Source organism: Pseudoalteromonas sp. CnMc7-15 (assembly GCF_022347925.1).
Classification (GTDB): domain Bacteria; phylum Pseudomonadota; class Gammaproteobacteria; order Enterobacterales; family Alteromonadaceae; genus Pseudoalteromonas; species Pseudoalteromonas ruthenica.
Window position 1 is genome coordinate 45,320 of record NZ_JAKRFT010000009.1, and the last position, 16,216, is coordinate 61,535.

Consider the following 16,216-nt stretch of genomic DNA (forward strand, 5'->3'; position numbering starts at 1 on the left):
AAGTTTTACGCCAAGACCATCTCTGGCACTTCATCGGGACAGACTAACTGACCTTGAGTCTTGGCTTTGATTTCTTCCACGCTCACACCCGGTGCGCGCTCTAGCAGATGAAAGGCTCCATCTTTTATTTCTAGTAGCGCTAAATCGGTGATCACCTTGTTTATACAACCTACACCGGTCAGGGGAAGCGCGCATTGCTTTAGCAATTTCGAGTCACCATGCTTGCTGGCATGGGTCATAGTACAAATAATGTTTTTAGCACCGGCAACTAAGTCCATGGCACCCCCCATGCCCTTAACCAACTTCTTGGGGATCATCCAGCTAGCAATATTGCCATTTTGGTCCACTTCAAAGGCTCCGAGCACGGTTAAATCGACATGGCCACCTCGGATCATGGCAAAACTTTCAGCGGAATTAAAAATAGCCGCGCCGGTGCGCGCAGTCACCGTTTCTTTACCCGCGTTTATCATATCGGCATCGACCGTCTCTTCTGTTGGGTACTCACCCATTCCCAGTAAGCCATTTTCCGATTGCAGCATCACATCAATGCCTTGTGGCACATAGTTGGCAACCAAGGTAGGAATACCTATGCCTAAGTTTACATAGTAGCCATCGCGTAATTCCTGAGCCACACGCTGCGCCATTTGTTCTCGCGTTAATGCCATGCTGTTATCCTCTTACCGTGCGTTTTTCAATGCGCTTTTCAAATTGCCCTTTGATCACCCGCTGCACATAAATACCTGGAGTGTGAATCTCACTGGGCTGCAGCTCACCCGGCTCAACAATTTCTTCCGCTTCAACCACAGTGATTTTACCTGCCGTTGCCGCCATAGGGTTGAAGTTCATCGCCGTATGGCGGTACACACAATTGCCATAGCGGTCTGCCTTCCATGCTTTAACAATGGCAAAATCACCGACAATACTCGGTTCAAGCACATAGTCACGGCCGTTAAATTGCTTAATCTCTTTCCCTTCGGCCACTACAGTGCCCACCCCAGTAGCGGTGAAAAAGGCGGGAATGCCGGCGCCACCGGCGCGCATCTTCTCCGCTAGGGTGCCCTGCGGCGTTAATTCCACAGCCAGTTCACCGCTGAGCAATTGCTGCTCGAACAGTGCATTCTCACCCACATAGGAGGCCACCATTTTTTTAATTTGTCGGTCTTCCAGCAAAATACCCAAGCCAAAACCATCGATGCCACAGTTATTGGAAACCACAGTGAGTCCAGTTGTGCCTCTTTCTTTAATTGCTTTTATCAGACCCTCGGGAATTCCACATAAACCAAAACCACCGGCGATCACGGTCATGTCATTTTCTAACCCTGCCATTGCTTCTTGGTAGCTGCTTACAACTTTATTAAAACCTGCCATGTGCTCTCCTATTGCGCGGTCCAACCGCCATCAAGGGCGATGGCTTGAGCGGTGATATTGCGCGCCGCGTCAGCCATTAAAAAATCAACGGTATGGGCTATTTCATCTAAACCAATAAAGGCCTTTTTCGGCATCGGCGCGAGCATAATGGTATCGATCACTTGCTGCTCGGAAATACCATGTTGCTTAGCTTGGCTAGCAATCTGCGCCTCCACCAGCGGTGTTTTTACATAGGCGGGACAAATGGTGTTCACGGTAATATCCACATCTCCTGTTTCCAATGCCAGCACTTTGCCGAGGCCAATCAAACCATGCTTGGCAGCGACATACGCCGACTTATACTTGGACGCCACCTGAGCGTGAATAGAGCCAATATTAATGATGCGGCCAAAATTTTGTTCGCGCATTGCCGGCAACACCGCTTTGGTGAGCATCGCTGGGCCATTAAGCAACACATCTTGCAGGAGCTGCCATTTATCTAAAGGGTAATCCTCTAAGCGCTCCACATGCTGAATGCCCGCATTATTAATTAGCACATCAATTGTTGGCTGACTGGCGATAAAGTGCTCTAACGCTGGCAAGTCTGCAACATTCAAAGCAAGTCCTTGGGCTCGAATGCCCTGCTCTTTGAGTCGATTAGCCTCAGTCTTTGCGCGTTCACCGTCCAAGTCGGTAAGTAATATTTCATGCCCTTGGTTGCCGAGGTGTTCGGCCACGTAGCGACCAATGCCACTGGCCGCGCCGGTAATTAAAATTCGCTTATTCATGGTTACTCCGCTAAAAACTCGGCAATGACAGGCGCTTTTGTTTGAATCGAAAAAATACCATCAAGGTGCCCCCAAATACCGTCTATTTCTTCTATTTTTACGTTTTTCCCTTGTGCTTTTAGCAGCTGCGCAAACGCCCGTACTGGACCTGGGCGCAGCAGTAAGTCATTGCTCGCCGGCATCAATAAGATATCTGCTTTGATTTTCTGTGCAGCAGCGCTTAAGTCTTCTTGCATACCGGCACTGTAGAGCTGAGAAGCGCGAACTAAGTACAAAATATGGTTTGCATCTTGGGTCTGAGCGCGGGCAGCGGCACGTTGATGTAAGGTTTGGCTAATGGCCGGTAAAGTACGAATATCTTGCTTAGCACCTTCATCCTGCACTGTAAAATTAGGGAAGCTCGCTTGGTAAATTTTTGGATGCATGGCATCTTGGGTGATATTCAACATGGTGGCCGTCACCCCAGCCAGTGGGCGTTCTCCGTCGTAGTAATTGCCGTTGTTCCAATTAGCATCAAGGCGAATAGGCAATGCCCACTTCTCTAATGCAGGGACCGTCCAAGCGTCCATTTTTGCTGCGCCAATGACATGCACCAAACGCTCGACCATATCGGGGTAGCGCACCGACCACTCTAAGGCTTGAAATGAGCCCATTGATGCACCTATAACGGCGTGTAATTTGTCGATCCCCAAGCTATCCAGCAGACGCTTTTGTACTTCCACAAAATCGCCAATGGTTACCACCGGGAAGTCTAAACCATAGGGCTTTCCGGTTTTAGGGTTGATAGACGCCGGACCGGTGGTGATCACCTGTTCGTTATGCCAATTGGCGTTTACCAAGGTGTCAGAGCTAATCACATAATATTTGTTGGTATCAATGGCCTTCCCTGGGCCGATAATCGCATCCCAATACCCGGGCTGGGCATCATCAACACTGTATTTACCCGCAGCATGAGACGTCCCCGAGAAAAAGTGGGTGATCAGAATAACGTTGTCTTTGGCTTCGTTAAGGGTGCCGTAGCTTTCCCAGCCGACCTGCACCTCGGGCAGGGTCTCGCCCGATTCAGTGGTGTAGTTTGTAAAGGCAAAGCGCTGCTTTTCCACCAGCATAGGGTCGCTTTGCGCACTCGCCCAATGGCTCGCAATAATTAAAACAACGCCAATGACTTTTATCATGGACATGAGGTTCACTCCTTAAAATAAGATAAATAAGGCCAGCGCTAGCGCCACGCCAATTAATGGGATCACCGCTGTCAGTGCCGCCATTGACCAGTACGCGCGTTGATGGGTTTCTTTACAAATTGCGCGGATGGTGGTGACCACATAGCCATTATGCGGCAAGGTATCGAGCGCCCCTGAACTGATTGCCACCACCCGGTGTAATTGTTCAGGATTGACGCCAGCATCAAGGTAATGAGGCGCGACTAAAGGTAAGGCGATGGCCTGCCCACCGGAGGCTGAACCGGTCAGCCCAGCAATCACGCTTACTGCCACAGCTGCACCTAATAGCTCATTACCTGGCATATTAGTCATGACTTCGACCGCCAATTGGAAGGCCTCGGTGTTTTTCGCCACCGCACCAAAACCAACCACGGCACTGGTATTACCGATCGCCACCAGCGCGCCGGTCGTGCCTAAGTTGATAGCACCGCTGAGATTGTGAAAGTGTTTAAAGTTGATAATCAGCAGTGCGAGTACACCGCCGAGTAATGCCACTATCAAGGCACTTTGCTGTAGGACATCGTGCAAGCTAAAAGACAGCGCGAGCACCACTAGCAAGGGAATAACACCGGTAATGGGGTGCGGATAGTCTCGCTCTGGTATTTCCGGGTCATCATCACGACTTTCAAAGCGCTCGCCATTATTTACCGCTTTGGTGATCATCCGTTTCAGCCACCAGTAGCCAGTGATGGCCATAAACACGGCAATCACTAAACTGACTTCCCATGCGGCGTAGGGTGAGGTGCCGAGGTACTTAATGGGGATCCAGTTTTGGATCTCTGGTGAACCCGCCGAGGTCATGGTAAAGGTCACCGAGCCAAACGCGAGCGTAGCGGGAATAAAGCGTCGTGGTAAGTCGGCATCTTTAAACAAGCTAAGGGCCATTGGATAAACCGAAAAGGCGACGATAAATACACTGACGCCACCATAGGTTAACACCGCACAGGCTATAACCACGGCCAAGACCGCGTGCTTCATACCCAGTTTATTCACTATGGCACGGGCAACGCTGTCGGCGGCACCGCTGTCTTCCATAAACTTACCGAATAACGAGCCCAGTAAGAACATGAAAAACCAGGCGCTTAAAAACCCTGCGAAGCCACTCATGTAGGTGCTGACAAAATCCAGCTCAACATCACTGCTTGGAAACAACGCCATATTGCCACTTAGAGCAACAAGCAGCGCACACAAAGGCGCGGCGATAAACAAGTTCATGCCACGCAAAGTCAGAATTATAAGTAAAACTAAGCCACCGATTAGGCCAACCATACTGAGCATAAATGCGCTCCTTCGTTATTATTTTTCTATTAACTGCATCCAGCATAGCACCTAGATGTGTTAACAAAGCTAGTCCCAGTCTGGCTAGAGTGTGCCATAAAATACATAGTACTAAGGTTATAGAAAGACGCCAGGCCTTGAACTATAAGGCCTAGAAGCGCATTAGTACTAAGGTACTAACCCCAAGGAGATGTTTTTCCCCTACATTCACAGTTAATTGACATTTTGCCAACAACCCATAGGGTGAGCACAGCCACCCATAACGACAACAACAGGGGACACAGGATGAACACACTAACTTTAAGGCATTCAAGCATCGCCTTAGCCATTAGTACCGCACTCACAAGCACCGCAGCACTGGCTGGCGGTGGTGGCGAAAAAGCGGAGTTGGAACGCATTGAGGTGACTGCGCGTAAATCGGTGGAAAACTTACAAGAGGTGCCGGTGGCGGTTACCTCCATCGGTGAGACCGAGTTATTAGAAAACGGCATTTCGGTAATGACAGAAGTGCAACAATTCTCACCCAATACCACCTTACAAGCGAGTCGCGGCACTAACTCAACGATTACCGCATTTATTCGTGGCGTCGGCCAGCAAGACCCGCTATGGGGTTATGAGCCTGGGGTCGGTATTTACATTGATGATGTGTACGTGGCCCGCCCACAAGGCGCCGTTTTAGATCTCCTTGATGTACAACAAATTGAAGTGTTACGCGGCCCCCAAGGCACACTTTACGGTAAAAATACCATAGGCGGAGCGATAAAATACGTTACCAAAGAAATGACTGGCGATATGACCTTTGATGTTGAAGGTACGGTAGGCAGCTATAATCAGCGCGATTTGAAGATCACCGGGCAACTGCCTTTAGTGGATGACACGCTTTATCTAGGCTATGGCTTTGCCACCTTAAACCGCGATGGTTTCGGGGAGTTCTTAACCTCAGCGCAGCCCGACCAAGACCGTGAGAACTACAATAAAGACCTAACCGCAGCTCGGGTGACCTTAGAGTATCGCCCTAGCGACGATTTGTTCTTCCGCCTCGCTTGGGATAAAACCGACGATGAGTCGAACTCCAAAGGGGGCTACCGCTTACTGCCAAGCCTGCTCACCGATGCTCCCGTGCCAGATAGCGTTTATGATTCTTACACCAGCTTACCAACATGGAATAAGGTTGAGTTAGAAGGTTACAGCCTTACCGCGCGCTGGTATCTCAATAACAACACTTCATTAAAGTATATTGGCGCGCAGCGCGATAGCTACTCGCCGACCAATATCGACTTTGATAATACCTCAGTGCGCATTTTTGACGTGCCGGCCATCTATGATGACGAGCAAACTACCCACGAATTGCAGCTCAATCACGAGGGCGACAATTACAAGCTTGTTTCCGGTCTCTATTACTTCGATGGTGAGTCTTGCGGTCAGTTCCAGGCCATTTTGGAAGTACTCGGACAAAGCTTAGGAGCACCGGGGCTCACTCGTGAGGTGAGTGGTTGCAACAACTCCACCAGCAAAGCAGCTTATATTCAAGGCAGTGTGGATTTAAGTGAACAGTGGTCAATGACGCTCGGAGCGCGCTACACCCGCGACAGTAAAGAAGCCATTGTTAACAACGGCCTGGTGTTCGACACTGTGTACCCTGAGTCTGGCTGGATCCCCGGTTATGTACGCCCAGAAGGTCAACTGGTGCCGACAGTGCTCGATGATGACAAAGATTGGTCACGGTTTACTCCACGGGTAGGCGTAGAGTATCAATACAATAACGATATTATGTTCTTTGCCAGCTATGCGCAGGGCTTTAAATCGGGCACCTTTAACCCGCGTGCCAGCACCGCCGAGCCAGCCGCCAACCCGGAGATTGTTGACTCCTTTGAGCTCGGTATGAAAAGCGAATGGAACAATAACCTGCGTGCCAATGTCACCTTATTCACCTTAGATCATGAAGATCGCCAATACATTTCGGTACTCCCAGGAGACACCTCTGCCGATTTAAATCAGCGCTTAGGAAATATTGGTAAATCGTCTGCAAACGGTGTGGAGCTCGAGCTTAACTATGTAGCCACCGATGCACTGAGTTTTGATGCCTCACTGGGCTATATTGATGCTGACTTTGAAGAAGTACTCGACACGAATCCAGAGACCGGTGAAGTGTTTGATAAGTCAGACCGCTTTAGTATTTCTAACACCCCAGACTTAACCTTTAACTTGGGCGCGACTTATCGCCTTTACAGCGAACATGGCGACTGGGTCATTAACGGTAACTACTACCATCGTGGTGATTACGTGCTATTCGAAGAAGACAGTCTGCTAAGCCAAGACAGCTATGGCTTGCTCAACCTAAGCGTTAATTGGTATAGCCCAGACGGCCAGTGGCGAGTGGGTCTGCATGCTAAGAACTTAACTGACGAAGAGTACATGATTGGCGGCTATCAGTTTGTTACGCCTGATCCCACTGACCCCAGTGATGTGAGCAAATACACGCCAGGCTTAGGCGGTGATAATACATTGATCGGTTACTATGGTGACCCTCGCACTGTATCGTTAACCGTTGGCTATCGCTTCTAATGTTCAGCTAGTATAGGTGGCCGGCCTTCCCCCGGTCATATGGCCACCTTTTTATTCTTAGTCACTCACCGTATGCTCTTGCTGCGGAAGGAAAAATCCCCTATAACGAGGAACACGGAGTTTATATAGGATGTCCAGTGTGCAAGCAATTATTGCCGATGACCACCCGTTATTTCGCAGCGCCTTAAAGCAAGCCGCAGCGCAAGCCATGGCTGATGAGCCCATTTTAGAGGCCAGCGACCTTGATGCACTGTTTCGCGCTTTAGCAGAGCACCCAGAAATAGAATTGGTGTTTCTGGATTTAACGATTCCCGGTGCCCAGGGGCTGGAGGGTCTTGCCCGGCTGCGTAATCAATACCCAGATATTTTGGTGATTATGGTTTCTGCCAACGAGCAAGCACAGATTATTGAACAAGCCATGGCAATTGGTGCCAGTGCTTATATTCCCAAGTCGTCGTCTTTGGATGTCATCAGTGAAGCTATTGCCCAAGTAATTGAGGGGGAAAACTGGCTGCCACCACAAGCCGACATTTGCACCGACAGTAATACCGAACAAGCCCAGTTTGCTCGTAACTTAGAGAAGCTAACCCCGCAACAATATCGAGTATTGAGTATGATTGCCGATGGCATGCTGAATAAACAAATCGCCTATGCGATGTCGATTCAAGAAACCACCATCAAGCAACATGTCTCAGCAATCCTAAAAAAACTTAATGTATACAACCGCACTCAAGCGGGTATCTTATTTAAGCAAATGGCCACTGTGGCAGATAATATGGAGAACTAATCATAGTGTAATCGTCAGCTTCCATACTCTTTAAGCTGACGCACAGTTTCTTTAGTCATAATCTAAATGCGAGCTAATAAAGCGTAAAAAAATGACGCGAAATTATCCTCTATAGCCATATCAAAACCCATTAGACCCTCTTTTCCAATACAACCTTAACTCCCTTTGAAGGTACGTTATTGTTCAAGCAGAGCTATTTCGGCTTTAAGCGTTTCAGCATCCGTTTAAGCGCGGGCGTTTTCAGTGGTTTGTAAAGCAGTGGATAACCGCAGTCGCTCACTTGCTCACGAATATTCTCATCGTGATTAGCGGTGTTAATCACAATAGCCATAGTCGTTAAATTCAGCGCACTGATCACCTCTAAGCCGGTGACACCATCGTCAAGTTGATAGTCAGCAATTAAAATATCGGCTTCGCTATGAGCTTGCACATCACGCAGCTGCGCTTGATTACGCGCCACTTGTACTTTGCAGCCCCAGTTCTCTAGCACTTGCGAGAGCGCACTGAGTACATTGTCATCATTATCTAATAGCCAAATACGCAGCCCTTCAAGCTGGTTATCGACATGCCGCGTCTCCACCGGGGAGGAGGTCTCTAAGCCAGTCAGCTCAAAACAAGGTAAGGTAAGAGTAAATTGCGTGCCCTTACCAAGTTGCGAGCCGAGTGTGAGGTTAATGGCTAATACCGAGCAAATGCGCTTACTAATAGCAAGGCCCAAGCCTAACCCCTGCGCCTGCTCTTTGCCTTGCAGTTGTTTAAATTCCTCAAAAATAAGTTCTTGATCTTGCTGAGCAATACCGGAGCCAGTATCTTCCACCATAATCGACAGCTGGCCTTGATGACTTTCGCACAGTAACCGTATTTCACCCTGCTCAGTGTAACGAATGGCATTGCTAAGCAAATTACCCAATACCCGTTTAAGCAAGGCTTTATCAGTCTTGAGCATTACTTCAGCGCCTTGCACTTGAAAGGCGAGCCCTTTGTCTCGGGCTAGAGCACCGTATTCATTGGCCAAAGGTTGCAGCAAGCTCGAAAGAGAGAAATCACTACTATTAACCTTAAAAGAGCCGGACTCTAGCTTGGTTAGCTGCAATATGCTTGATAACAGGTCTTCCGCACTTGCCAATGAGCTGCGTATATTATTGGCTAGCTCGCTCAGCTCTGTATTGCTGGCTTTTTCACTCATCAACGAGCAGAACAAACTTGCGGCATTGAACGGTTGCAGCAAGTCATGGCTGGCGGCAGCAAAGAAACGCGTTTTGCTCTCGGTGGCTTGCTCGGCCTCGCGTTTTGCCTCTGCTAGGGCATGATTAGTCGCCACCAGTTGCTGGGTGCGCGCTGCAATTTTTTCTTCTAGATTTAAGTTGGCTTGCTCAAGCTCACGCTGCTGGTTTATAAAATCGGTAATATCGGTGTACGTGGTCACAAAGCCGCCACCGGGTAATGGATTACCCTGCATTTCAAATACCCGTCCATCATTGTGCTGACGTCGATACTTGTAGGCGCTGCCGCGACGCAAGTGGGCTATGCGCTTCTCAACCTCAGTATCAATATCTTGATAGGCGAATAGTCCACGCTCGGCATTAAAACGGATCAACTCGGCAACCGGGCGACCAACGACCAGTGAGTCGTCAGGATACGAAAACATACTTTGATAACCTTGGTTCCATGCAACCAACTTGAGGTCACTATCAACCACACTGATCCCCTGCTCGATGTTTTCGATAGTCGCTTGCAGTAAATCACGGTTAAATCGCAGTACTTGGGAGGCTTCGTCAACGAAATCGGCGACTTGCTCAAAAGGCTGACGTTTCTCATCCTTGGCCACATCGAGTATAAGCCGTGCTGATGCGCCTCCAACTAACGCCGACATTTCGCGTTCAACTCGTTGCTCAATATGTTCTGGGGCTTGTTCTTTCCAGCGACTGGAGCTTGCAGGAAAATAATGACTCACCAGTGCTTTAGCTCGTTCTGGCTCACTAAAGCGCTGCAACAGCAGCGCCAAGTCTTGATAACTTAGGGCAATATGCCCGCTACGCTGTGGGCTTGCTGTGATGATAAATTTATTACTTTGTAAGCGCTCGGCAAGCTGCGCTGAACTCAGTAAAGGCACACTAATGTATACCAGCGTATTCACCCCTAGAGATAACAATACCGCCTGGCTAAGCTCATCGAGCCCCAATGCAAATAAATCTCGCGGCGCCAACCACTCTATGCCCCAGGGCCCAGTTGATAGCCACAATGCCTCGCCAAACAATGCGGCGTACAAATTGGGTAACAGCAAGGTGTAAAACCAAATTGCAAAACCCGCGATAATCCCCCACTGCGCTCCACGACATGACGCTTTAGACCACCACAAGCCGATAATCATCGCTGGCGCAAACTGCGCAACGAGCGTGAATGACATCAGGCCCATATTGGCTAGAGTATTGCCCTCCGCCAATACTCGGTGACTGGCGTAGCTTAGTAACAACACCGCGACAATCACGGCCCGCCGTGCTTGCAGTAGCTTAAACTTCGAGAGACCGCGATGAGATGAACTTAGTTGTGAGCGCCGTAATAAGAATTGGTTGATGAAGTCGTTGGTGATCATAATCGACAAAACAATGGTAGAGACAATCACCATACTGGTCGCAGCAGAAAACCCACCTAGAAAGGCCAGCAATGAGAAACTTGGCGACTGCGCTGCAATAGGCAATGCTAATACAAAGGTGTCATAGCCCACACTCTGGTCTTGAAAATAAACTAAGCCAGCGTAGGCAATGGGCAGAATAAACAGATTAATCAACAGTAAATAAATCGGAAATAACCAGCGAGCGGTAACGAGTTGATGTTCATTGTCGTGCTCAATAAAGGCGGTATGAAACTGACGAGGTAAGCACAGGGTTGCTAAAAAACCCAGGCCTACATGTACCCAATACACGTAGGTAGGGCTTGCTGTCGCCGCAACCTGGGCTGAAATGTCTTGCTGCTGAGCGGCCGAGTACAGGGCGTGTGGAGAATCGAAAATCTCAAAACAAATAAACAGCCCCACTCCTAAAAAAGCCAACAGTTTAACCACCGACTCAAAAGCAATAGAAGCCATCAACCCGGGGTTATGCTCACTGGGACGTACCCGGCGAGCACCGAATAAGATGGCAAAAAGCGCCAACAAGGCGGTAATAAAGAAGGTGCTATCTTGCCAAAAATAACCGCCTTGTATCGGCCTATCGGTGAGCATAGCGATACTGGCACTGGTTGCGTTAAGTTGCAGAGCAATATAAGGCACGATGGCTATTACCGAGATCAATGACACTAACCCGGAGAGCTGCGACGACTGACCATAACGGGTGGCAAGAAAATCGGCCAAGGAAGTCAGCTGTTGCTGCCGACAAACATGAGCAATACGGCGGTAGATGGCCCAACCAAAGGTGAACAACAAAATGGTGCCGGCGTAGGTCGGTGCTAACCACCAACCATTGTTAGCGGCCTGAGCAGTGGTGCCATAAAAAGCCCAAGAGGTACAATACACCCCCAACGAAAGGCCATAAATCCAACCACTCGAGTGATTTTTTGTGTGCTTATCGGCATACCAAGCAACGGCAAAGAGCACGCCTAGGTACGCCAAAGCAATCAGGCTAATAACACCAATCGAAAACATCAGAGATCATTTTTTATTATTTTCTGATAGCATAACGATATCTGCTTATAAAAACATCACTGACTTTAGTGCTACCCCCTGCAGGCTACCCACCTAGCATCATGGATGTATGCAACTGAGAAATTATAATGATAAGAATACTGCTTTTATGCTGGCTATTAGCCTGCACCCTTACCCCTAATACGGCCTTAGCCAACTATCAGATAACGCCTGCAGCTGATTGGGTTGCCCCAGCTAAACTGCCCCCTTTGGTTGCAGAAACAATTCCCACAGAGCAACTCTCTGATGGTACTTACTATCGCCTGTTGGAAGATCAGATTCAGGTCCCAGGCGATAACCCCAATGCCATCAGCCACTACATCCGCTATGTTATGCACGCCACCAACCAAAGCGGTGTCGAGAACATCTCTCAGCTGAACTTGGATTATGATCCCAGCTACCAGCGCATTGAGCTTAATCACCTCCGAGTGATACGCGATGGGCAAGTAATAGATAAAATCCCTACAGCTCAATTAAAAGTGTTGCAGCGAGAAACTGAAGCGGAGCAACTAATTTATGATGGTACGCAAACACTGAATATTATTGTTGATGATGTGCGTCCAGGTGACTCTTTGGATTATGCTTTCACGCGCATTGGTCGTAATCCTATCTACCAAGGCCGCTTTAGCTATTCAGCGCAATTAGACTGGAGTGTGCCGGTCGCCGAGCAATATATCCGTATCGATTGGCAAAAACCACAACCATTACATATTCAACAAAACAATGGCGATGCCCAGATAAACGTAACAGATACGGCGAACGGCAAAGAGTATAGTCTGTATATCACTTCCCCAGACATGCAGCGCTATGACTCGCAAACACCGTTATGGCACGACCCTTATCATATGGTATTTTTTAGCGAGTTTAATCGTTGGCAAGAGGTCGTAGACTGGGCGTTGCCAATGTATCAGCAGGCGCTCTCCACAGGCGATGATACCACTGCCATTGCTGAACAAATACGCCAACAGCACCCTACTTTGCCAGCGCAGATTGGTGCAGCATTAAAGTATACACAAGATGAAATTCGCTATTTAGGCTTGGAAATGGGCAGCAACTCTCACCTGCCAACTCCTGCCCAAGAAACTCTGCAAAACCGCTATGGCGATTGCAAAGACAAAACCGTACTATTAATAAGTATACTGCGCGCACTGGGAGTGGAAGCTCACCCTGCGCTTGTAAACACACAATTAGATAAAGGCTTAGCCGAGACATCCCCCTCATCGGCACGCTTCAACCACGTTTTGGTTACGCTGGAGCACGATGACGAGCGCTACTGGCTTGACCCGACCACTAGTTATCAAACTGGTCCACTGCTAGCATTGAGTGAGCCCGACTTTGGTTATGCGTTAATCGTCAAACCCTCGCAAAATACTCTCACCAGCATGCACAAACCGGTAGAGCGTATTCACCGTGACATCACCGAGCGCTACGAGCTTCCTAATGCCAACGAACCATTGGCACTATTCAGTGTACAAAGCATATTCAGCGACGCCGATGCCATCAGTAAACGCCAAGAGCTGGCAACTACGGCATTGCAAACACTCCAAGAAAACTATACCAATTACTACCAAGACTACTTTGCTGGCACCCAGCACACCCGGCTACCGCAAGTCCGCGAGCACCCGCAAAAGGGCGCAATAGAAGTCACTGAATTTTATCAAATTGACGACTTTTGGAGTGATGAGGAGAATGGCCAGACAGCTTACTTTTACGCTGATGATATTCAAAATGCAATCTATCAACCCGATACTAAAACCCGTATCAGCCCGCTCTATCTGCAGCACCCTTATAACGTTAATTACACCATAGAGGTAAAGTTAAATGAGCGTGACTGGTACTTTAATAATAGTAAGAGCTCTATTGATAACCCTTATTTTTCATTGGCATCGCAAGTGCGCTTTAGCTCAAATACACTGACTCTTACATATCAGTTCCGCAGCAAAACAGACCATGTGCCAGTTGCAGAAATGCCGGCCTACCTTGACGCACGAGAGCAACTTCTCGATGCCACCCAATATGGTATCCGCCAAGCTTACAGCCATGTAAATGAAGCCGAGCAGGATAATTTCCTATTACTCGGCTACGCCGTTATAGGCTATTGCATTCTTGCTTTAGTTGTTATCACCGCCTTTGTTACTCTGTGGCGCGTTGAAGCAGGCAAGCGACCGACATTCTCCGAACAACGTTACTACCCTGTTTCGACTGTGAAGTTTTGCCTTTACTCGCTGCTCACTTTTAATATTTTCCCTTTTTACTGGTGTTACAAAAACTGGCAATACATTAAGCAGCAGCATAATGAAGCGATGATGCCAATAGCCCGAGGGTTCTTCGCTTGGCTTTGGTACTACCCTCTGTATTTACGTTTTTATCAAGAGGGTAAAGAGCTGGGGACGCAGCAATATCTCCCACCAAAGTGGCTGGCGGCACTCTTTGCGATATTAGTGGTGGTACTGCATATCGCGACATCGTTAGATTTTTACGGCACAGTGTTCTATTTAGTGTGGCCGCTGCTGTGGTTACCCTTGGTAAATTACACGGCGCACATAAATCAGCGTAACGATTCATTGCCTTACTATAGTCGCTGGCGAGTGCGACAAGTTTTACTTGCTGTGGTACTGCTGCCCATACTCACCTTAGGTCTGGCCCAAGATATTGGTCTCACCGCCAATGTGGCGGTGGTTTCAGGTGATAAAGTGTGGCAGCACGATAAGCGCTTTATGCTTCGTCATGGAGTTCTCAATCAAAATGAGCAACTGCTTTATTTTTACTCAGATGCCGCTTGGAATATCCGTGATGATGGTAATGGCATTACCGAGCAAGGCGTATTCAGTTATTACCGTGATCAAGGGCAGCTGCAAGTAGAACGTGCGGACTTTGGTGATATTGTTAATGTGCATACCGAGTTTGCTAACCAAGATGACGGCTACACCACTATTGATATAGAGCGCGCTGATGGCAGTAGCTTTCGGTTAATACTCTCTAGCGAAGAAAAAGGAGACAATAAGTTTGTTCAAGCGCTACAAACCCGTTGGCGACAACCTTTAGCTCAATAACGCGTCTTTCTGACTGCACCAGACACTTGTTGCGGGTACTTGCCCATAGCCGTTGAAAACTGCTGCTGTACTTGCACAAGTGTTTGTTCAATATCATCACTCACATAGATAGCCGGCATTATAACAAACTGCTTCTTGCTGTAGTCCAAAGCCATTGGCACCACAGGGACTTGCGCAGCATTGGCTATATGAATAAAACCGGTTTTCCAATTCGGCATGTGCTTACGTGTGCCCTCAGGAGCGAGTCCTAAAATCAATGCATCGGTCTCATCAAACAACGCCTTCACTTGCCCCACAACACCATTAGCTGCTCGCCTATCCACCGCTATCCCACCCCACTTACGTAGCAGTATGCTCAGCGGCCAAATAAAGATGCTGTGCTTACCCAAAAAGCGAATACGCACTTGCAAGTGCATTTTCACTGCAATCGCTATAATAAAATCCCAATTCGATGTGTGCGGTGCAACCGCCGCCACAAACTTACTGTGCTCTGGAAACGCTCCAACAACCTGCCAACCAAACCAATTCAACACCTTGGAGCCAAGCCATTGACCAAAGCGACTGTGGGTACGAGGAATGCATACGGGGATATTTATTTCATTCATAGCAAGGAATAACAGCCTAGTTATAATCTTAGACTGATGCTCAACGACTGTTTAGTCAACTTTTCTGTTAATGCTCCCTTGTAGGTTAGGCTTTAGCCTAACCACATATGAAAAACATATAACGAACACGGTTGTGCACTTGGCACAGGCCCCTGTAGGTTGGGCTTCAGCCTAACCATGTATGAGAAATGGTTAAGCAGCACGGTTGTCTGCTAAACCCCGGCCTCTCGGATGTGACCGCCTTTGGCGGTTGCAAGGCTAAAGCCTTGCCTACATCATCACCCTGTGGATTAGGCTTTAACCTGGCCACATAGACTCCTGTAGGTTGGGCTTTAGCCTAACCATATGTGAAAAACATATAAGAACACGGTTGTGATTAGGCATTGGTCTCTGCTATGTGACCGCCTTTGGCGGTTGCAAGGCTAAAGCCTTGCCTACATCACCTATTTCAGTGGATTGAGTTTTGGCCTACCACATCAGTCCCTGTAGGTTGGGCTTTAGCCTAATCATGTATGAGAAATAGTTAAGCAGCACGGTTGTCTGCTAAACCCCGGTCTCTGAGATGTAACCGCCTTTGCCGGTTGCAAGGCTAAAGCCTTGCCTACATCATCTGTTTCAGTGGATTGGGTTTTGGCCTACAACATCAGGACCTGTAGGTTGGGCTTTAGCCTAGCCTACAACAACACCCAAATTTCAGGCATAAAAAAAGGTCGCCTAAGCGACCTCTTTTTTAGCGTTTTAGCTATATCATTGATTACTCAACGATTGAAGCTACAACACCAGCACCAACTGTACGGCCACCTTCACGGATTGCGAAGCGTAGACCTTCATCCATCGCGATTGGGCAGATTAGCTCTACTACCATCTTGATGTTGTCACCTGGCATTACCATTT

Annotated in this window: 10 protein-coding genes and 1 pseudogene; 3 read left to right on the plus strand and 8 right to left on the minus strand. The window is 48.3% G+C overall.

What is annotated here, in order from left to right; genetic code table 11:
- Window positions 1-5 precede the first annotated feature (5 nt).
- The 5 genes from MHM95_RS18040 to MHM95_RS18060 are packed head-to-tail and all read right to left on the minus strand — an operon-like array spanning window position 6 to window position 4,633.
- A complete protein-coding gene (locus tag MHM95_RS18040; protein WP_239385938.1) occupies window positions 6-665 on the minus strand; it encodes a CoA transferase subunit B in 660 nt (219 codons plus the stop codon).
- Window positions 666-669: 4 nt separating this feature from the next.
- Complete coding sequence (locus MHM95_RS18045; protein WP_022944325.1) at window positions 670-1,368, minus strand: CoA transferase subunit A; 699 nt, start codon at window positions 1,366-1,368, stop codon at window positions 670-672.
- An 8-nt stretch (window positions 1,369-1,376) separates the two neighbouring features.
- The gene (locus MHM95_RS18050; RefSeq protein ID WP_045979789.1) at window positions 1,377-2,135 is read right to left on the minus strand and encodes a 3-hydroxybutyrate dehydrogenase; all 759 of its coding nucleotides are present in this window, start codon (window positions 2,133-2,135) and stop codon (window positions 1,377-1,379) included.
- A 2-nt stretch (window positions 2,136-2,137) separates the two neighbouring features.
- On the minus strand, window positions 2,138-3,316 hold the full coding sequence (locus MHM95_RS18055) for a homoserine O-acetyltransferase (RefSeq protein ID WP_239385939.1): 1,179 nt from the start codon (window positions 3,314-3,316) through the stop codon (window positions 2,138-2,140).
- Between the two features lie 12 nt (window positions 3,317-3,328).
- Window positions 3,329-4,633: an SLC13 family permease gene (locus tag MHM95_RS18060; RefSeq protein WP_239385940.1), complete on the minus strand. Its 1,305-nt coding sequence runs from the start codon at window positions 4,631-4,633 to the stop codon at window positions 3,329-3,331.
- A gap of 285 nt (window positions 4,634-4,918) precedes the next feature.
- Here MHM95_RS18060 and MHM95_RS18065 point away from each other — a divergent pair, with 285 nt between their 5' ends.
- Together MHM95_RS18065 and MHM95_RS18070 are read left to right on the plus strand one after the other, a co-directional pair.
- Window positions 4,919-7,198, plus strand: a complete 2,280-nt coding sequence (locus MHM95_RS18065) for a TonB-dependent receptor (protein WP_045979787.1) — start codon at window positions 4,919-4,921, stop codon at window positions 7,196-7,198.
- A gap of 130 nt (window positions 7,199-7,328) precedes the next feature.
- Window positions 7,329-7,985, plus strand: a complete 657-nt coding sequence (locus MHM95_RS18070; protein WP_138508894.1) for a response regulator transcription factor — start codon at window positions 7,329-7,331, stop codon at window positions 7,983-7,985.
- 193 nt (window positions 7,986-8,178) lie between these two features.
- On the opposite strand, the gene MHM95_RS18075 is transcribed toward MHM95_RS18070, so the two are convergent.
- On the minus strand, window positions 8,179-11,625 hold the full coding sequence (locus tag MHM95_RS18075) for a PAS domain-containing hybrid sensor histidine kinase/response regulator (RefSeq protein ID WP_239385941.1): 3,447 nt from the start codon (window positions 11,623-11,625) through the stop codon (window positions 8,179-8,181).
- A 128-nt stretch (window positions 11,626-11,753) separates the two neighbouring features.
- Between MHM95_RS18075 and MHM95_RS18080 the strand changes: the two genes are divergently transcribed.
- Window positions 11,754-14,717: a DUF3857 domain-containing transglutaminase family protein gene (locus MHM95_RS18080; RefSeq protein ID WP_239385942.1), complete on the plus strand. Its 2,964-nt coding sequence runs from the start codon at window positions 11,754-11,756 to the stop codon at window positions 14,715-14,717.
- Here MHM95_RS18080 and MHM95_RS18085 read toward each other — a convergent pair.
- Together MHM95_RS18085 and tuf are read right to left on the minus strand one after the other, a co-directional pair.
- Window positions 14,711-15,322 (minus strand): 1-acyl-sn-glycerol-3-phosphate acyltransferase, encoded by a 612-nt coding sequence (locus tag MHM95_RS18085; RefSeq protein ID WP_239385943.1) that lies wholly within the window; start codon window positions 15,320-15,322, stop codon window positions 14,711-14,713. The genes MHM95_RS18080 and MHM95_RS18085 overlap by 7 nt on opposite strands.
- A 754-nt stretch (window positions 15,323-16,076) precedes the next feature.
- Window positions 16,077-16,216, minus strand: a pseudogene (tuf, locus tag MHM95_RS18090) (elongation factor Tu); the annotation flags it as partial.